Genomic DNA, 18,313 nt, shown 5'->3' on the forward strand with positions numbered 1-18,313 from the left:
GCTCCGGCCATCCGGGGACGACAAAAGCACGAATAACGACAGTCCAAGCGCCTTCCATCGGGCCCAACAAAACGGAACCCAGCAGGTATGTCCCTTGCCCTGATCGCAGCTCTTCCCTTTCTGGGCGCGCTGCTACCCGGTCTTCTGATCCGCGCGGGCCGCAACGCCTGCGCCACAGCCACATTCGCCATCTCGGCGCTGGCCCTTCTGGGCATCCTGATGCACGCCCCCGCCGTGATGCGCGGCGAGGTGGTGATGGCGCGGTTTGACTGGCTGCCGGGGCTGGGGCTGAACGCGAATTTCATGCTCGACGGGCTGGGGCTTTTGTTCTCGATCCTGATTCTGGGGATCGGCCTGCTGATCATTCTTTATGCGCGTTTCTATCTGTCCAAGGCTGACCCGATGGGCCAGTTCTATACCTATCTGCTGCTGTTTCAGGGCGCGATGGTGGGCATCGTCCTGTCCGACAACATCCTGCTTCTGCTGATTTTCTGGGAGCTGACCTCGCTGTCGTCCTTCCTGCTGATCGGCTACTGGAAACACCTGCCGGAAGGCCGGCAGGGCGCGCGGATGGCGCTGGCGGTCACCGGCATGGGCGGGCTGGCGATGATCGGGGGCATGCTGATCCTGGGGGATATCGCGGGCAGCTATGACATCTCGGTCATTCTGACGCAGAAAGACGCCATTCAGGCCTCGCCGCTGTATCTGCCGGCGCTGATCCTGATCCTGCTGGGCGCGTTCACCAAATCGGCGCAGTTCCCGTTCCACTTCTGGCTGCCGCATGCGATGGCGGCGCCGACGCCGGTTTCGGCCTATCTGCACTCGGCCACGATGGTGAAGGCGGGGCTGTTCCTGATGGCGCGGCTGTGGCCGGTGCTTTCGGGGACGGATGCGTGGTTCTATCTGGTCACCGGGGCAGGGCTGATCACCATGGTTCTGGGCGCGGTGATTGCGCTGTTCAAGGATGACCTGAAAGCGCTGCTGGCGTTTTCAACCGTCAGCCATCTGGGGCTGATCACCATGCTGCTGGGCATGGGCACCCAGTTTGCCGCCGTGGTGGCGGTGTTTCACATCATCAACCACGCCACCTTCAAGGCCGCGCTCTTCATGACCGCCGGGATTATCGACCATGAGGCGCATACCCGCGACATCAAGCGGCTGGGGGGGCTGCGGCATCTGATGCCGGTCACTTTTGCGATCGGCACGGTGGCGGCGCTGTCGATGGCGGGGATTCCGCTGTTCAACGGCTTCCTGTCGAAGGAAATGATGCTGGATGCGGCATGGGAAACCGGGCCCGTGGTGGCGGTGCTGGCGACACTGGGCGCGCTGTTCTCGGTGGCCTATTCGTTCCGCTTCGTGACCCATGTTTTCCTTGGCCCGAAGCGCAACGACTATCCGGGCAAGCCGCATGACCCCGGTTTCGGCATGTGGGCCGCGCCTGCGCTGCTGGCGGTGCTGGTGGTGCTGATCGGCCTGTTCCCGCAGACCATGGTGGGGCCGCTGGTGGCAACCGTGTCGCGCGCGGTGATCGGCAGCGCGGATCTTCCATATTACTCGCTGACGCTCTGGCACGGCGTGACACCGGCGCTGTTCATGTCGATCATCGCCATCGGGGTGGGGCTGGCGCTGCTGAAAACGCACTACCCGCTGGCCCGGCGCTGGGACAATGCGCGCCGCCCGGAGGCCAAAGTGATCTTTGATGCCATCGTGGAAAGCTTTGCCGCGCGGCAGGCACAGCGGCTTACGCTGGCGCTGCATGACGGGGCGATGACCCGCTATCTGGCGATCTTCACGGTTGCGGTGGTGGCCTTCGGCCTCTGGGCTTTCGCGGGTGCGCCGCATACGGCGGGCACGCGCCCGTTGCTGCCGATGAGTGTGCTGCCGCTGGCCGGGTTCTTCCTGCTGGTCGCGGCCACGGTGGCGCTGGTAGTGCTGCATCGCCAGCGTTTTGTGTCGCTGATCGTGATTTCGATCATCGGTCTGGTGATCGCGCTGGGGTTCATCTATTTCTCGGCCCCCGATCTGGCGATGACGCAGCTGACGGTAGAGGTGGTGACCATCATCCTGCTGCTGCTGGCGCTGAACTATCTGCCCAAGGACACGCCGGTTGAAAGCTCTGCCTTGCGCCGGATGCGCGACGGGGTGATCGCGGCGGTTGCCGGGCTGGGAACCTCGGCGCTGGCCTATGCCATTCTGGTGCGCGATCTGTCGATCCCCTCCATCTCGGGCTATCATCTGGAGAACTCCTATACCGGGGGCGGCGGCACCAATGCGGTGAACGTGATTCTGGTGGATTTCCGGGGCTTTGACACGATGGGCGAGATCATCGTGCTGGGCATTGCCGCCTTCGCCATCTTTGCGCTGGTGGAAGGGGTGCTGCATGGCCCGGCCTCGCGCAGGCTGGCGAATTACAAACCTGACCGGCCGGTCGCGCATGACCGTCACCCGCTGATGATGGTGGTGGCAACGCGCGTGGCGCTGCCGATCGCGCTGACCGTGGGTGTCTATATCTTCCTGCGTGGTCATAACGAGCCGGGCGGCGGGTTCATCGCCGGGCTGGTGGTGGCGATAGCGCTGCTCATGCAATACATGGCCTCGGGCTTTGCCTGGAGCCAGGAGCGGCAGCGCTTTGACTACCACGCGATCATCTCGGTCGGGGTGCTGTTCGCGGTGCTGACCGGCGTGGGCTCGTGGTTCTTTGGCGCGCCCTTCCTGACCTCAGCCAATGCCTATGTGACCGTGCCGCCCTTGTCGCCGGTGCATCTGGCCAGCGCCATCCCCTTCGATCTGGGCGTGTTCCTGACGGTCGTCGGCTCGGTGATGCTGGCGCTGGCTTCGCTCAGCCGGATCGGACGGCGGGCGGGCGAGGGGGTGAACATCACCCCCATGGATGTGGACCCGCGCGAATCCGGTGACGGCAAGAAGGAGGCCCGCTGATGGAACTGCTCGTTGCTGCCGCCATCGGCATCATGACCACGGGGGGCGTGTATCTGATGCTGCGCCTGCGCACATTCCCGGTGGTGCTGGGCCTGTCACTGCTGACCTATGCGGTCAACACCTTCCTGTTCGCCAGCGGGCGGCTGGTGCTGAACGCGCCGCCCGTGCTGATCGAACCCGCCCCCTATGCTGACCCGTTGCCACAGGCGCTGGTGCTGACCGCCATCGTCATTGCCTTTGGCATGACGGCGCTGGCGGTCATTCTGGCGCTTGGGGCGTATCTGAATTCGGGAACCGATGCGCTGGATATCGAGAAACCCGGAACCCGCATCAAGACGGACCGCTGAGGGAGAGCATTGGTGTCACACTGGATTGTAGCCCTGATCATTCTGCCCGGCCTTGTCGCGCCGGTCATTGCGCTGGCGATGCGCTATGACCTGGTGTTGCAGCGCGTTTTCTCGCTGGCATCGACGGTGGCGCTGGTGGTCATGGCGGCGGCACTTTACGCCTCTGCGGCGACCGGCGTGATCGAATCCTATGAGCTGGGCGCATGGCCCGCGCCCTTCGGTATCGTGCTGGTGCTGGACCGCCTTTCAGGCATGATGGTGCTGCTGACGGCGGTGCTGGCGCTGGTTGTGCTGGCCTATGCCGTGGCCTCGGGCTGGGATGCGCGGGGGCGGCATTTCCATGCGCTCTATCAGTTCCAGCTCATGGGCCTGTTCGGCGCGATGTTGACGGGCGATGTGTTCAACCTGTTCGTGTTCTTTGAAATCCTGCTGATCGCCAGCTACGGGCTGATGATCCATGGCGGCGGGCGGATGCGGCTGAGGGGCGGGGTGCAGTATGTCATCTACAACCTCGCGGGCTCCACACTGTTCCTGTTCGCGCTTGGCACGGTTTACGGCGTGCTGGGCACGCTGAACATGGCCGATATGGCGGTGCGCGCGGCCGAGCTGCCAGCCGGCGATACGGCGTTGCTGCGGGTGGCGGCGGCGCTTCTGCTGCTGGTGTTCGTGCTCAAGGGCGCGCTTCTGCCGCTGCATTTCTGGCTGCCCAACACCTATGCACTGGCGCCTGCGCCGGTGGCCGCGCTGTTTGCGATCATGACCAAGGTGGGCGCCTATGCGGTGATCCGGGTCTATACGCTGGTGTTCCATCCCGGGCTTGAGGCCACGGGCAGTATGGCCAGCGATGCGATCATCCCCGCCGCGCTGATCACGCTGGTGGTGGGAATGATCGGTGTGCTGGCGGGCGGCACCATGGCGCGGGTGGTGGCGTTTGCTGCCATCGGCTCGATGGGGACGCTGTTTCTGGCAATTGGTGCCTTCACGCCGCAGGCGACCGCCGCCGCGCTCTATTACCTGATCCATTCCACGCTGGCCGCCGCCGTGCTGTTCCTGATCGTCGATCAATTGCGCGCACGGCGGGGCAATACCGCACTGGTGGCACTGCCGCCGATGGCGCAGAACGGGCTGATTGCGGCGCTGTTCTTTGGCGGGGCGATTGCTATGGCCGGGATGCCGCCGCTATCCGGCTTTATCGGCAAGCTGCTGGTGATGGATGCGCTGCGCGATCATGCGCTCTGGGTCTGGATCTGGGCTGCCATTCTGGTCACATCACTGATCGCCGTGGTGGGTTTTGCCCGCGCCGGTTCGATGATGTTCTGGAAGGCGGAGGACGCGACAACCCAACCGGTTGCCGCTGAGCCCGAGGCGCGGGTGAATGCGATTGCCGACCATGCGCATCCGGGCGCGGCGCTGGCCAGTATCGGGGCGCTGCTGGGGCTGATCATTGCACTGACGGTTCTGGCCGGGCCGGTCATGCGCCATGCCGAGGCCGCGGCTGAGCAGCTTCATGAGCGCAATGCCTATATCGTGGCGGTGCTGGGTGCCGCTGAGGTGCTGGACCCGCTGACCGCCGAGCCGATGGCGCAAGAGGGCGAAGCAGACACCACCCCGCAAACCGCCACCGATGAAGAGGAGGGTTGAGATGACGCTCTTTCACAAGGTCTTCCCGCATCCGGTGCTGTCTGTGGTGCTGCTCATCGTCTGGGTGCTGCTGGTCAACACGCTGACGCTGAATGCGGTGGTGTTCGGCGCCATTCTGGGCCTGCTGGTCCCGCTCATGACCCGCGCCTACTGGCCTGACGCGCCGCGCCTGCGCAACCCGCTGATGATCGCCGAATATCTGCTGGTGGTGCTCTGGGACATCGTGATTGCCAATGTCGAGGTGGCGATGATCATCCTCTTCAAATCGGACGCCGCCCGCCGCCCCGGCTGGGTCACCATACCGCTGGACCTGCGCACGCCTGAGGCGATCACGGTTCTGGCCGGGACCATCACCATGACGCCCGGCACGGTCTCCAGCGATCTGTCGGCCGACGGGCATGCCATTCTGGTCCATTGCCTGCACGCGCCTGACCCCGATGCGGTGCGCGATCAGATCAAAAGCCGCTATGAGCGCCGGCTGATGGAGATTTTCGAATGATCACCTATGCGCTGATCTTCGCCTTTGCCTGCTATGGGCTGGCGCTTTTGATGAACCTCTACCGGGTGCTGACCGGGCCGGAGCTGAGCGACCGGATTCTGGCGCTGGACACCATGGTGATCAACGCCATCGCGCTGTTGATCCTCTATGGCATCCTGCGCGGCACGACGGTCTATTTCGAGGCCTCGATGCTGTTTGCCATGGTCGGCTTCATTTCGACCGTGGCCTATTGCCGCTATCTGCTGCGCGGCGGGATCATCGAGTAAGGGAGGGGGCTGATGGCACTCTGGGCTGAAATCACGATCTCGGTTCTGCTGGTTATCGGCGGGTTTTTCGGCATTGTCGGCTCTTTCGGGCTGATCCGGCTGAAGGATGCCATGTCGCGCCTGCATGCGCCGACCAAGGCCACCACCCTGGGGGTTGGCGGGGTTCTGGTTGCGTCGATGGTGTATTTCTTTGCAGGCGAAGGGCAGATTTCGGCGCATGAGCTGATGATCACGCTGTTCCTGTTCCTCACCGCACCGATTGTCGCGCATTTCATCGCCAAGGTGCATCTGCACCTGCGCGAACGCCCGGACACGCTGCCGAAACCCGCGAAAAATGCCGAATGGGCAGGCTTTGCCGCCGAGACCCCGGCGCGGGGTGTGCGCAAGGCGGATGGCGTGGCCGAAACAGGCCCCGGTGGGCCCGGCACCGCCGGTTAAGCACCGGTTAATCATGTATTCGATCTGCTGGTTACCGATACGTTAATAGTTTGTAATGTCAGGGCATGTCTGGCCCCTTGTGGTCGCCATATCCTTGCAGGATTGCGTGATGGCCCATGCTTTGCACCCGTCTGACATTGATGCGCTTGGCGAGTTCGTGTTGCAGCGGCTTCTGACGGAGGGCGGTACGGCGCGTGAGGCGGTGCGCGCCCTGGTCGAGCATATGTCGCAGCTTTTCCCGCAGGCGCAGGCCTTGTCGCCGGTTCTGGTGCTGGCGATCGTCGCCAACGGGCTGGAAGAGATACTGGGGAAAAGCGTTCAGCCTGAAACACCCGCCGCCGATCTGTGGCGCATGGCAACGCTGCTGGCCATCGACGTGATGACGCTGGAGCGTGACGATGCCGTGCGGCGCAACGTGGTTGACCTGCTCGAACACTGGCGCGCGCGCGATCCGTTTTTTTTGTCCTGAGCGCTGTGGCCTGAGCGCTGTGGCATATGGCCGAAAAGCGGTGGCCCGGGGCGTTGCCGGGCCACCGCAGCGCTGTTCAGCGTACCCGGAGCAGATCGCGGATTTCGGCCAGCAGTTCTTCCTGCGTGGGGCCGGGCGGCGGCGGCGGCGGGGCGGCGGCGACCTCCTTGCGGATGGCGGCCTCTTTCACGCGGTTCATGAGCCTGACCATCAGAAACACCACCCAGGCAATGATCAGGAACTTGATGACCGCGTTGATGAAATTTCCATACATGAATTGCGCTTCGCCCCATCCGACGCTGAGCGCGCTGAAATCGACTCCGCCGACAAAAAGGCCGATGAACGGGTTTACCAGATCATCCACCAGCGACGTGACGATCGCTGTGAAAGCCGCGCCGATGATGATGCCCACCGCCATGTCCATGACATTGCCGCGCGCGATGAAATTCCTGAATTCTCTGATCATCCACTATCCCCTTGTCATACTGTCCGGGGCGTATTCCCGCCATGCCGGAGGCAGCTAATCTAGCGCGCGTCCCGTCCGGCGCGAAGTGAATTGTTCACATATTGCACAACAATGCCCCGGGGCCACCCGGACAGCCCGCGGACGGTTGCCAAGGCCCTTGAACCTGTGGCAAGACAGTGCCGAACCCTTCAGCCATACGAGCGTCCAGGATGACCGATTTCGCCGCCCGCCGCATCATGATGGTCGACACTCAGGTGCGCCCCTCGGACGTCACGAAGTTTCCGATCATCGAGGCCATGCTTGCCATTCCGCGCGAACAATTCGTGCCGGCATCGATGATGGAAGCGGCCTATGTCGGCGAGACGCTGGAGATTGCGCCGGGACGTGTGCTGCTGGAGGCGCGGACCCTTGCCAAGATGCTGGATGCGCTGGATCTGCGCGCCAATGAACTGGTGCTCGATCTGGGGGCCGGGCTGGGCTATTCCAGCGCGGTGATGGCGCAACTGGCCGAGGCGGTGATCGCGGTGGAACCCATCGAATCGCTGGCGGATGACGCCGAGGCAGCGCTGGAGGCCGTGGGCGCCAGCAATGTCGTGGTTGAACGCCTGATGCCCGCCGAAGGCGCGCCGCGCCACGGGCCCTATGATGTGATTGTGGTGCAGGGCGGGGTTGAACAATTCCCCGAGGCACTGGCCGATCAGCTTAAGGAAGGGGGCCGCACCGCGGCAATCTTCATGGACCGCGCGCTTGGCGTGGTGCGTATTGGTGTGAAGCGTCAAGGGGTTATACGGTGGCGTGACGCGTTCAACGCGGCCGCTCCGGTACTGGACGGTTTTGCGAAAGAGCGCGCGTTTGCGCTCTGATCGGCGCGGTTCTGCCTGACTGGCGGACGCGGAGGGCTGACGGCGCCGTGTCTGGGTGGCTGTGCAGCGATGAATGATGAGCGCCGTGGCGCGTCGGAGGTCTGGAATGCGTATGCGTCTTGCATTTGGTGTGGTGCTGGTGGCGGCGGCAATATCGGTTTTCGGGCCCGGGCAGGCACAGGCCCAGACCCTCGCCGATACGCTGGTGGCCGCCTATCGTAACTCGAACCTGCTGGAACAGAACCGTGCGCTGCTGCGCGCCACCGATGAAGACGCGGTGCAGGCGCAGGCGCAGCTTTTGCCGGTCATCCGCTTCATTACCGGCGCGCAGGCCAACCGGCGCCGGATTGAAACCAGCACGCCGGGGGTGGGGTCGATCGTCAATACCACCTCGTCGCGCCAGATGAACTTCTCGCTGGCCGCCGAGATGCCGCTGATTGATTTCGGGCGCGGACGGCTGAGCGTGGCCTATGCCCGCGAACAGGTGCTTTCGGCGCGTGCCGGGCTGATCGCGGTGGAGCAGGGTGTGCTGTTGCAGGCGGTGCAGAGCTATCTCAATGTGGTCAGCACCCGTGACACGGTCACCCTGCGGCGCAGCAACAATGAACTGATCCGGCAGGAACTGCGCGCGGCACGCGAGCGCTTCGAGCTGGGTGATTCCACCCGGACCGATGTCGCCATCGCCGAGGCGCGGCTGGCGGGCGCGCAATCGGCGCTCTCTGCCGCCGAGGGCAATTTCAACGTCGCGCGCGAGGAATTCAACCTCAATGTGGGCATGTATCCCGGCAACCTGACCGCCGCGCCAAGCCTGCCGCGCCTGCCTGCAAGCCTGCAGGCCGCGCTGGATGCCGGGCGGCGCAACCATCCGGCGATCGTTCAGGCCCAGCATCAGGTGGCGGCAGCCGATCTGCTGGTTGAAATCGCGGGGCTTCAGCGGTTCGGCTCGGTGACGGGGTCGCTTTCAGCCGGGGCGGTGGCCGCGCCCGGCGGCAATACCAGCGACCTGACCGCCTCGGTTACCTGGGGGGTGCCGATCTACAGCGGTGGCGCCGTCATCTCGGGCGAGCGCCAGTCGATTGCGCGGCAGGATGCGCAGCGCTCCAACCTGCATCAGACGGTTGCGCTGGTGCATCAGGCCGTGTCGGAAAACTGGGCGCAGCTTGCGGTGGCGCGCGCGCAGCTTGCGGCCAGCGATACGCAGATTTCCGCCGCACGCACCGCCTATGAGGCCGTTCGCGCCGAGGCCGAGTTCGGCTCCCGCACCACGCTGGATGTGCTCAATGCCGAGCAGGAACTGCTGGATGCGCAGTCAAACCGGATCATGGCCTCGGCCTCGGTGCAGCTGGCCAGCTATGCGCTGCTGGAGGCGATGGGGCAGCTGACGGTGGAGGCGCTGAACCTCGGCATTCCGACTTATGATGTCGAAGCCTATTCCGCAGGTTTCACCCGCTGGGGCGGCAATGCCGCCCGGCCCGTGCAACCCGCCACACGCGCTGCTCCCTCAGAGCAGGGCCAGCGGCTTGACCGCATCATGAGCCGCGCGCCGGGGGCCAATCAGGGCCCCTGAGGCGGCGAGGGCGCGCGCCCCCTCTGCCATGGGATTGCGAACCGGTTTGTTGCCGCCGGTCTGACGGGTGCTGCCGGTCAAGGCGGTTGTTTTCAAGCCGTCTTGGCGCTATCCTGTTGAAAAAACAAATCAGAGGTGGCGGGCATGTCGGACGCATTGACCAATCGCGAGATCGAAGATGTTCTGACCTCCGTCCGGCGGCTGGTCGGGCAGGATGTGCACCGGGCCGAGGGGGCGCAAGCCGCACCCGCGAAAGGTGACGTCAAGAGCGATGGCGGGCGCCTCATTCTGACGCAGGCACAGCGGATCGACGCGGCAGGCGACAGCAGCCCGGCGGATGGGGCCAGGCCCGATGTTTCCCCGCAAGCTGTCGTTCGGCAGGAGGCGGAACCGCAGGATACGACGGGCCTGAACACCAAGGGCGCAGAAACCAAGGGTGTGGTCACGGATGGCGCGGGCATTGTTGGCAACATTCCTCAGGCCCCGGTCAAACCGCCCGCAGCCGCGCTGCCCCCGGCCCCTGATTTCCGCAGGCTGGAAGCCACGATTGCCGAGCTGGAGGCCGCCGTTTCCGCCAGCGGTTCGGTGTTTGAGCCGGACGGGACGGAGGGCGCTGCCACGTCCAATGTGACGGCGCTATATGTCACCCCCAGCTTTGTGCGCAATCCGGTGCCGGAGGCGGCTGGCGCAAAGCCCGCAGCCCAGACCCTGCCTGACCCCACACCAGCGCCGGCTGCCATGACAGAGGTCGATCCGGATGAGGATGACATTTTTGAAACGGTAATCGACGAGGCGACACTGCGGATTCTGGTGGCACAGATCGTGCGCGAGGAATTGCAGGGGCAGCTGGGCGAGCGGATCACCCTTCAGGTGCGCAAGCTGGTGCGCAGCGAAATCGCCAAAGCGCTGGACTCGCGCGACCTGATCTGAGTTTTTCCGAGGTTGAAGGCGCTTTGTGCCGGATGAAACGCTGTCAGGAACGGCCTGAACGCGGTTGGATTATCGCGTTCGTCCGGGCGTTTTCAGGGCTTAGTCGTACATCGCCTGACCGGGCACACCCTATGCGACAGGCGGGAAAAGTGCCTGGGGCGCGGTTTTGAAACCGCGCCCCCTTCGCACGGCTTTACAGAAGCGCGCTTGCCTGTGCCGCCACATTTTCAGCGGTGATGCCGAACTGCTGGTACAGCTCAGGCGCCGGCGCCGAAGCGCCGAAGCCCTCCATGCCCACGAAGGCCGATTTCTTCGCCCGCTCGCCCAGCAACCAGCGATCCCAGCCACCTGCCCGTACCGCCGCCTCAACCCCCACGCGCACCGGCCCGGCGGGCAGGACGCGCTTGCGATAGGATTCTTCCTGTTGCGCGAACAGCTCCATACAGGGCATGGACACCACGCGCGTGCCGATCCCGTTGGCCTGCAGCAGATCACGCGCTTTCAGCGCGATCTCCATCTCGGAACCGGTGGCGATCAGGATCACCTGCCGTTTGCCATCGGCCTCGGCCAGCACATAGGCACCCTGCGCCGACAGGTTGCGCGCCGTATTGGCCTTGCGCACCGCGGGCAGGTTCTGGCGGCTGAGCGACAGAACCGAAGGCATGGTTTTCTGGTTCAGCGCGATTTCCCATGCCTCGGCGGTCTCGGTCAGGTCGGCGGGGCGGAAGACCAGCGTATTGGGCGTTGCGCGCGAGATTGCCAGATGCTCAACCGGCTGGTGGGTGGGGCCGTCTTCGCCCAGCCCGATGCTGTCATGGGTCATGACATAGACAACCGGGATACCCATCAGTGCTGACAGCCGCATCGCAGGGCGGGCATAGTCGGTGAAGCACATGAAGGTGCCCGAATAGGGGCGCACGCCGCCATGCAGCGCCATCCCGTTCATCGCCGCTGCCATGCCATGCTCGCGGATGCCGTAATAGACGTAACGGCCCTTGCGGTTGCCGGGCTCAAACGTGCCCAGATCAGCGGTTTTGGTGTTGTTCGAGCCCGTCAGGTCAGCCGAGCCACCGATGGTTTCGCCCAGCACCGGGTTGACGGCCTTCAGCACCATCTCGCTTGCCGCGCGGGTGGCGAGTTTGGCTTGTGTTTCAACCGCTTCCTTCTTCAGCTTGCGGATGGCAACGCCCAGTTTGGCGGGCACGTCGCGGGCAAAAATGCGCTTGAACTCGGCCTGTTTGGCGGGCGACAGCGACGCCAGCCGCGTCTCCCATTCCTTGCGCGCTTCCACGCCACGTGTGCCGATCGCCTCCCACGCTGCCTTGATTTCCGCCGGGATGACAAACGGCCCATGTTCCCAGCCATAGACGGCGCGGGTGTCGGCGATCAGCTTGGCATCGGTCAGCGCGCCATGGCCCTTGGACGTATCCTGCGCCGAGGAACCGAGCGCGATATGTGTCTTGCAGGCCACCATGGCGGGGCGGGGCGAGGCCTTGGCGGCACTCAGTGCGCGGTCGATATCAGCCGGGTCATGGCCGTCACATTCAAACACATCCCAGCCCGAGGCCGCGAAACGCGCCTTCTGATCAGTGACGCAGGACAGGTCAACCCGCCCGTCGATGGTGATGCCATTGTCATCCCACAGCACGATCAGCCGCGACAGCTGATGCTTGCCTGCCAGGCCGATTGCCTCCTGACTGATGCCTTCCATCAGGCAGCCGTCACCGGCGATGACCCAGGTGTAATGGTCCTGCACCTTGGAACCCCAGCGCGCGCGCAAGGATTCCTCGGCCATGGCAAAGCCCACGGCATTGGCGATGCCTTGCCCCAGCGGGCCGGTGGTTGTCTCAATGCCCTTGGCATGGCCGTATTCCGGGTGGCCCGCCGTGATCGCGCCCCACTGGCGGAAATTTTTGAGCTGTTCCAGCGTCATGTCTGCATAGCCGGTCAGGTGAAGCAGCGCGTAAAGCAGCATCGATCCATGGCCCGCCGACAGGATGAAGCGGTCGCGGTCCGGCCAGTCGGGGTTGGTGGCGTCAAATTTCAGGTGGTTCTGAAACAGCACCGTGGCGACATCGGCCATGCCCATCGGCATGCCGGAATGGCCCGAATTTGCGGCCGCAACCGCATCAAGGGCCAGCACGCGGATGGCGCAGGCCTTGTTCCAGTGGTCAGGCGCTTGCGCGCGAAGCGTGGCGATGTCCAAGGCGACTATCCTTCTCATGGCAGCGTTGCAGGCGTCATAACAGGCTTGGTTCCAAGTTCAAGCGCGGGGTTGCGCGCATCGTGCAAGCCATTGGTTGGAAAGGCCCGTTAATCGCCGTAAGCTAGGCGCAAATCGCGCTGTCCGGGCGCCGCGCATGATTCGCGCTGCTTCCGGTTCTGCGCCGCCTGATATGGAGGGTTCACGTTGAGCGACATTGCCGCCTATGAGCGCCGCATCTCGGCCGCCCTTGACCGGATCGCCCGCCGGATCGACAGCGATACGCCCCGCGCCGCGCCTGCGGCCAAGGGGGCGCTTTTCGGGCGGAGTACAAAGCCTGATGCCGCCGAGGCCGAGGCGCGCGCCACGGTGGAAACCCTGCGCGAGGCGCTGGAGAAAGAGCGCGCCGCCAATGCCCAGCTGAGCGAGCGGGTGCATCAGGTCAAGCAGCGGCAGGAAACCACCATAGCCCAGCTTGAGCGCCGGCTGGCCCGGCTGACCGAGCAGCTTGATCTGCAAAGCCTTGAGATGCTGCGCCTGAAGAAGGCCAATGCCCGGCTGATGGAATCGAACGCGGCCCTGCGCGAGGCGCAGGCCGAAGGGTTCCCCGATACAACGCTGGTGAACCGCTCCATTTCCGCTGAGCTGGAGGCGCTGCAGGCTGAGCGGCGCGCCGAGATGGCCGAGATGGAAGAAATACTGGCGGAACTGAAGCCGCTTCTGGCTGCCGACAACCGTAGCGCCTGAGGAGGATCTGATGCCCGAAGAGACCATCACCATCGGCGGCAAGCCCTTCGAGGTTGCCTGTCAGGAAGGCGAAGAGCATTTCCTGCACGCGGCGGCAAAGATGCTGGACACCGAAGCGCGCGCACTGATGGAACAGATCGGCCGGTTGCCGGAGTCGCGCATGCTGCTGATGGCGGGGCTGATGCTGGCCGACAAGACCGCCGGTGCTGAAGACCGGCTGCGCGTACTGGAGCAGGAGCTGGAGGGCGCGCGCACCGAAATCGAACGCCTGCGCACGGCGCCACGGCCTGAACCGGCGCGGGTGGAGGTCCCGGTGATTCCCAATGACGTGCTGGAATCGATGGCCGAACTCGCCGCCCGGTCCGAGGCACTGGCCGAGCAGATCGAGGAAAAGCGCGCCTGAGCCGCAGGCAGGAGTTGGCGGGCGATGCCGGGGCAGGGTGGATCCTTGCCGGATTGCCCTGTGGCGCGCACCGCTGCCACATCCGGGTGGGAAGCGCCTTGAAAAGGCGCTTGCAACGCGATGGACGGAAAACAGGACATGAAAAAACCCCCGGTCAAGGCGACCGGGGGTATTCTTTTCGCAAAACCCGCCGTTCAGGCGTTGGCTTCGCGGATCTTTTCAGCGGCGTCCTTGTCATAGGCGACGCCCTTGGCCTCAAACAGCTGGTCCAGCTCGCCCGAAAGCGTCATCTCGGTGATGATGTCGCAGCCGCCGACAAACTCGCCCTTGACGTAGAGCTGCGGGATGGTCGGCCAGTCCGAGAATTCCTTGATCCCCGAGCGCACACCTTCATCGGCCAGCACATTCACATCGGTGAAATCGACCCCCATGAAGTTCAGCACCCCCGCCACCCGCGAGGAGAAGCCGCATTGCGGCATGGTCTTGGTGCCCTTCATGTAAAGCACCACATCGTTCTTTTCGATCGTTTCGCGGATCTGTTCCAAAGCGCTCATCGTGGTCCTCTGTCATTTGTTCGTACCGGAATGCGGATTCTGCGGCGCCCGCCCGGCGTGTTGTCATCATCATCATCGTGGTCATCAGGGCGAGCACGGCTGATCGTCAGCACGATGGCCACCAGCACAATGAGCCCGAGAAGCGCGAAAAGCATTATTCGGGCGCCTTGGTGGTCAGTGCCAGCGCGTGAAGTTCGCCGTGATTGCCGTCCATCTTGCCCTTGAGCGCGGCATAGACGGCACGCTGCTGTTGCACCCGGTTCAGCCCGCGGAAGCTGTCATCAATGACCTCTGCCGCATAGTGATTTCCATCGCCCGCAAGGTCGGTGATGGTGATCTTGCCCTGCGGAAAGCTTTCGCGCAGAAGGGTTTCAAGTTGCTCTGCCGTTATGGCCATCATTCGTCCTTTGACCGTTCTGAATGAAAGTAATCCTGCCTGCCGGGTAAATCAAGCGCAGCCGCTGCGGTGTTATGGCCGCACCGCAGGCAGACGATACTCAGCGGCAGGCGGGCCGGCGCAGGCTCATGCCACGCCGGTGGCCTGAACAAAGGCGCTGCGGTAGAGCGCGGAGAGGGTGGCGAGCGGGGCTTCGCTGGTGCCGATCCGCAGGGTCTCGCCGCCGAACCGCCCCACCGAATGCAGGGTGACGCCCGCCTGACCAGCCGCGATCATCAGCCGCTCGGCCTGATCGAAACCGCAGGCCACCAGATAGCGAGCCTGATCCTCACCGAAAAGGGTGGGGGTGTCGTTGCTGTCCAGCGTCAGGCCCAGCCCCGCGCCCTCAGCCATCTCGAACGCCGCCAGGGCCAGTCCGCCATCAGACAGATCGGTCGCGGCATTGATCAGGCTGCGGTTGGCGCGCAGGAATTCGCCGTTGCGCTTTTCGGCCGCCAGATCGACGGGGGGCGCATCCCCTTCTTCGCGGTTGAAGACCTCAGCCAGAAGCGCGGACTGGCCGAGATGGCCGCGCGTCTCGCCGATCACCAGCGCGTAATCGCCCTGCTGCGGCTGCCCCGCGATCATCTCATCAAGGTGTTCCAGCAACCCCACCGCGCCGATGGTCGGCGTGGGCAGGATGGGCTGGCCATCGGTTTCATTGTAAAGCGAGACATTGCCTGAGACGATGGGCATGTCCAGCGCCTCACAGGCCGCGCCGATGCCTTTGATCGCCCCCACAAGCTGGCCCATGATTTCGGGCTTTTCGGGGTTGCCGAAGTTCAGGTTGTCGGTCGATGCCAGCGGGCGGGCGCCCACAGCGGTCAGGTTGCGATAGGCCTCAGCCACCGCCTGCATGCCGCCCTGATAGGGGTTGGCGCGCACATAGCGCGGCGTCACATCCGAGGTGAAGGCAATGGCCTTGTCGGTGCCGTGCACCCGCACCACACCCGCGCCAAGGCCGGGCACGCGCACGGTATCGCCCATGACCATGTGATCATACTGCTCCCATACCCAGCCCTTGTGCGCGTAATTCGGGCTGGTGATCAGCGCCTTGAGCGCGTCAATCGGGTCCACGCCGGGAACCGGGCCAAGCGGCGCGGCGGCCGGGGTCTCCACCCAGGGGCGGTCATATTCGGGCGCCTCGGAGGACAGTTTGGAAAGCGGCAGATCGGCCTTGGTTTCATTGCCATGCACGATCAGGAAACGGTCTTCGGGGATGGTTTCGCCGACCAGCGCGAAATCCAGATCCCATTTGGCGAAAATCGCGCGCGCCGCGTCTTCCATCGACGGGTTGAGGACCATGAGCATGCGCTCCTGGCTTTCCGAGAGCATCATTTCATAGGCGGTCATGCCCTCTTCGCGGCAGGGCACGCGGTCAAGGTCAAGGCGGATGCCCAGTTTGCCCTTGTCGCCCATCTCGACCGCCGAACAGGTCAGGCCAGCCGCGCCCATGTCCTGAATGGAGATCACCGCGCCCGAGGCCATCAGTTCAAGGCAGGCCTCCAGCAGGCGTTTCTCGGTGAACGGGTCACCGACCTGCACGGTGGGGCGTTTTTCCTCGATCGTATCATCAAATTCAGCCGAGGCCATGGTGGCCCCGCCGACGCCGTCACGGCCCGTCTTGGCACCCAGATAGACCACGGGCATGCCGACGCCGGAAGCGGCGGAATAGAAGATGGCGTCGGCATCGGCCAGACCGGCGGCGAAGGCATTCACCAGACAATTGCCGTTATAGGCCGCATGAAACCGCACCTCGCCGCCGACATTGGGTACGCCAAAGCAGTTGCCATAGCTGCCGATACCTTCGACCACGCCCTTGACCAGATGCGCGGTCTTGGGGTGCGAGGGCTCGCCGAAAGAAAGCGCGTTCATCGCGGCAATGGGGCGCGCGCCCATGGTGAAGACATCGCGCAGAATGCCGCCCACACCCGTCGCGGCGCCCTGATGGGGCTCGATATACGAGGGGTGGTTGTGGCTTTCCATCTTGAAGATCAGCGCCTGCCGGTTGCCCTTGGCATCAGGCCCGATATCGACCACGCCCGCATTCTCACCGGGGCCGCAGATGACCTGCGGGCCGGTGGTGGGCAGGGTGCGCAGCCATCGCTTGGATGATTTGTACGAGCAATGCTCGTTCCACATCGCCGAAAAGATGCCCAGTTCAGTGAAGCTGGGTTCGCGGCCTATGATATCGAGGATGCGCGCATATTCGTCTGGCTTGAGGCCATGCGCGGCGATCAGCTCGGGGGTGATTTCGGGTTCGGTCATGACAATGTCCCACGCGAAAAGCCTGTTGGGGGCCTCATTAGGGCAAGCGCGGGTGAAGGGAAAGGGCCAAGCGGGCCCGGCGTGGCCTGCGGCGGCGGATGGCCAAAAAAAAGGCCGAGCAGATGCTCGGCCCAAGTCCAACAGGGAGGTAAAAGATACAAGGGATAACCATGTATCTTCCCGGACCTGATACTGCGAATCATTGCACATGCGCAAGAATATCCACGCTGCGTTTGCATCATATCCGCTATGCGTTGCAGGTATGCCTCACCCGAAGGTTGCACGAAAAACCCCGCCGCAATGCTGCGCCGGGGCCGGTGAAACGGACAGAGTGGAAGCGGGGCCGCGCGGCCTCAGCCGAGGGCCGAGCGGTTGCGGCGATAGGCGATCACTTCTTCCAGCACGAAATCCCGGAAAGCGGCGATACGCTTGGAATGGCGCAACTCTTCCGGATAGGCCAGAAACACCGGCACATCGGCGCTTTCGATCTCTGGCAGAACCCGCATCAGCGTGGGAAAATCTTCGGTCAGGTAGTCAGGCAGAAGGCCGATACCCAGATTGGCCAGCACCGCCTGCAAGACACCGAAATAGTTGTTCACCGTGAAGGTGGAACGGATCGGATAGGTCAGCAATTCCCGCGTCATCGCCGCGCCGGCGGAGACCTGCGCGGCAGTCGCGCTCTGACACAGCAGGCGGAAATTCACCATATCTTCCAGCGTCTCGGGCACGCCATTCGCCCGCAGGTATTCAGGTGTTGCATAGAGGCGCATCTTGACCCCCATCAACCGCTTGCGGATCAGGTCTGCCTGACTGGGTTCCTTCATGCGGATTGCCACATCGGCCTCACGCATCGGCAGATCAAGAACCCGCTCTTCCAGCATGAGGTCGATTTTCAGATCAGGGTAGCGCGAATAGAGCGTGGGCAGGCGCGGGGCCAGCCAGAGCGTGCCGAAAGCGGTGGTCGTGGTGACCCGCAGCTCGCCGTAAACCTCATCCTCGCTGTCGCGGATGCGCGCAGAGGCGGTTTCAAGGTTCTTGGTCATCCGGCGCGTGGCCTCGAACAGAAGCTCGCCCTGTTCGGTCAGAATCAGCCCGCGCGCATGGCGGTGAAACAGCGTGGTGCCCAACCCCTCCTCCAGCGCGCGAATCTGGCGGCTGACGGCAGACTGGCTGAGTCCCAGCGCATCCCCGGCATGGGTCAGGCTGCCGGCATCGGCGACCGCATGAAAGATTCTGAGTTTGTCCCAATCCATGGCGACATATCTTTGCGTCTGAGGCT

General features: G+C 64.0%; 18 protein-coding genes. 12 read left to right on the forward strand and 6 right to left on the reverse strand.

What is annotated here, in order from left to right:
- The first annotated feature begins 87 nt into the window (after nucleotides 1-87).
- The 7 genes from V7Q53_RS03190 (at nucleotide 88) to V7Q53_RS03220 (ending at nucleotide 6,597) form a co-directional block, all read left to right on the forward strand.
- On the forward strand, nucleotides 88-2,937 hold the full coding sequence (locus V7Q53_RS03190; protein ID WP_333826931.1) for a monovalent cation/H+ antiporter subunit A: 2,850 nt from the start codon (nucleotides 88-90) through the stop codon (nucleotides 2,935-2,937).
- Nucleotides 2,937-3,284 carry a Na+/H+ antiporter subunit C gene (locus V7Q53_RS03195; protein WP_333826932.1) on the forward strand — a complete coding sequence of 116 codons (348 nt, stop codon included), beginning with the start codon at nucleotides 2,937-2,939 and terminating at the stop codon, nucleotides 3,282-3,284. Before V7Q53_RS03190 ends, V7Q53_RS03195 begins: the two co-directional genes overlap by 1 nt.
- Nucleotides 3,285-3,296: 12 nt before the next feature.
- Entirely contained in the window at nucleotides 3,297-4,925 is a 1,629-nt protein-coding gene (locus V7Q53_RS03200) for a monovalent cation/H+ antiporter subunit D (RefSeq protein WP_333826933.1), read from the forward strand.
- 1 nt (nucleotide 4,926) lies between these two features.
- The gene (locus V7Q53_RS03205) at nucleotides 4,927-5,424 is read left to right on the forward strand and encodes a Na+/H+ antiporter subunit E (protein ID WP_333826934.1); all 498 of its coding nucleotides are present in this window, start codon (nucleotides 4,927-4,929) and stop codon (nucleotides 5,422-5,424) included.
- Nucleotides 5,421-5,690 (forward strand): K+/H+ antiporter subunit F, encoded by a 270-nt coding sequence (locus V7Q53_RS03210; protein WP_333826935.1) that lies wholly within the window; start codon nucleotides 5,421-5,423, stop codon nucleotides 5,688-5,690. The genes V7Q53_RS03205 and V7Q53_RS03210 overlap by 4 nt, the downstream gene beginning before the upstream one ends.
- A 12-nt stretch (nucleotides 5,691-5,702) precedes the next feature.
- Nucleotides 5,703-6,128 carry a Na+/H+ antiporter subunit G gene (locus tag V7Q53_RS03215; protein WP_333826936.1) on the forward strand — a complete coding sequence of 142 codons (426 nt, stop codon included), beginning with the start codon at nucleotides 5,703-5,705 and terminating at the stop codon, nucleotides 6,126-6,128.
- Nucleotides 6,129-6,237: 109 nt separating this feature from the next.
- Nucleotides 6,238-6,597 (forward strand): hypothetical protein, encoded by a 360-nt coding sequence (locus tag V7Q53_RS03220; RefSeq protein WP_333826937.1) that lies wholly within the window; start codon nucleotides 6,238-6,240, stop codon nucleotides 6,595-6,597.
- A gap of 76 nt (nucleotides 6,598-6,673) precedes the next feature.
- Here V7Q53_RS03220 and mscL read toward each other — a convergent pair whose 3' ends face one another.
- Nucleotides 6,674-7,063, reverse strand: a complete 390-nt coding sequence (mscL, locus tag V7Q53_RS03225; RefSeq protein ID WP_333826938.1) for a large-conductance mechanosensitive channel protein MscL — start codon at nucleotides 7,061-7,063, stop codon at nucleotides 6,674-6,676.
- A gap of 209 nt (nucleotides 7,064-7,272) precedes the next feature.
- Between mscL and V7Q53_RS03230 the strand changes: the two genes are divergently transcribed.
- The 3 genes from V7Q53_RS03230 (at nucleotide 7,273) to V7Q53_RS03240 (ending at nucleotide 10,423) form a co-directional block, all read left to right on the forward strand.
- Nucleotides 7,273-7,926: a protein-L-isoaspartate O-methyltransferase family protein gene (locus V7Q53_RS03230; RefSeq protein ID WP_333826939.1), complete on the forward strand. Its 654-nt coding sequence runs from the start codon at nucleotides 7,273-7,275 to the stop codon at nucleotides 7,924-7,926.
- Between the two features lie 106 nt (nucleotides 7,927-8,032).
- Entirely contained in the window at nucleotides 8,033-9,493 is a 1,461-nt protein-coding gene (locus tag V7Q53_RS03235; protein WP_333826940.1) for a TolC family outer membrane protein, read from the forward strand.
- 144 nt (nucleotides 9,494-9,637) lie between these two features.
- The gene (locus tag V7Q53_RS03240; RefSeq protein WP_333826941.1) at nucleotides 9,638-10,423 is read left to right on the forward strand and encodes a hypothetical protein; all 786 of its coding nucleotides are present in this window, start codon (nucleotides 9,638-9,640) and stop codon (nucleotides 10,421-10,423) included.
- A 193-nt stretch (nucleotides 10,424-10,616) separates the two neighbouring features.
- Here the strand turns inward: V7Q53_RS03240 and tkt are convergent, their stop codons facing one another.
- The gene (gene tkt / locus V7Q53_RS03245; protein WP_333826942.1) at nucleotides 10,617-12,629 is read right to left on the reverse strand and encodes a transketolase; all 2,013 of its coding nucleotides are present in this window, start codon (nucleotides 12,627-12,629) and stop codon (nucleotides 10,617-10,619) included.
- Nucleotides 12,630-12,833: 204 nt separating this feature from the next.
- On the opposite strand from tkt, the gene V7Q53_RS03250 reads away from it, so the two are divergent.
- Both V7Q53_RS03250 and V7Q53_RS03255 read left to right on the forward strand, forming a co-directional pair.
- A complete protein-coding gene (locus V7Q53_RS03250; RefSeq protein ID WP_333826943.1) occupies nucleotides 12,834-13,373 on the forward strand; it encodes a hypothetical protein in 540 nt (179 codons plus the stop codon).
- A gap of 10 nt (nucleotides 13,374-13,383) precedes the next feature.
- Nucleotides 13,384-13,776 carry a cell division protein ZapA gene (locus V7Q53_RS03255; RefSeq protein ID WP_333826944.1) on the forward strand — a complete coding sequence of 131 codons (393 nt, stop codon included), beginning with the start codon at nucleotides 13,384-13,386 and terminating at the stop codon, nucleotides 13,774-13,776.
- 194 nt (nucleotides 13,777-13,970) lie between these two features.
- Here V7Q53_RS03255 and grxD read toward each other — a convergent pair whose 3' ends face one another.
- From grxD to V7Q53_RS03275, 4 genes are all read right to left on the reverse strand, one after another.
- The gene (gene grxD, locus V7Q53_RS03260; RefSeq protein ID WP_333826945.1) at nucleotides 13,971-14,330 is read right to left on the reverse strand and encodes a Grx4 family monothiol glutaredoxin; all 360 of its coding nucleotides are present in this window, start codon (nucleotides 14,328-14,330) and stop codon (nucleotides 13,971-13,973) included.
- A 154-nt stretch (nucleotides 14,331-14,484) separates the two neighbouring features.
- On the reverse strand, nucleotides 14,485-14,727 hold the full coding sequence (locus V7Q53_RS03265; RefSeq protein ID WP_333826946.1) for a BolA/IbaG family iron-sulfur metabolism protein: 243 nt from the start codon (nucleotides 14,725-14,727) through the stop codon (nucleotides 14,485-14,487).
- A gap of 126 nt (nucleotides 14,728-14,853) precedes the next feature.
- The gene (purL, locus tag V7Q53_RS03270) at nucleotides 14,854-17,034 is read right to left on the reverse strand and encodes a phosphoribosylformylglycinamidine synthase subunit PurL (RefSeq protein WP_333826947.1); all 2,181 of its coding nucleotides are present in this window, start codon (nucleotides 17,032-17,034) and stop codon (nucleotides 14,854-14,856) included.
- Between the two features lie 353 nt (nucleotides 17,035-17,387).
- Nucleotides 17,388-18,287: a LysR family transcriptional regulator gene (locus V7Q53_RS03275; RefSeq protein WP_333826948.1), complete on the reverse strand. Its 900-nt coding sequence runs from the start codon at nucleotides 18,285-18,287 to the stop codon at nucleotides 17,388-17,390.
- Nucleotides 18,288-18,313: the final 26 nt, after the last annotated feature.

Origin of the sequence: Pararhodobacter sp., assembly GCF_036802785.1 — a bacterium.
In the GTDB taxonomy this organism is placed as follows: Bacteria; Pseudomonadota; Alphaproteobacteria; order Rhodobacterales; family Rhodobacteraceae; genus Pararhodobacter.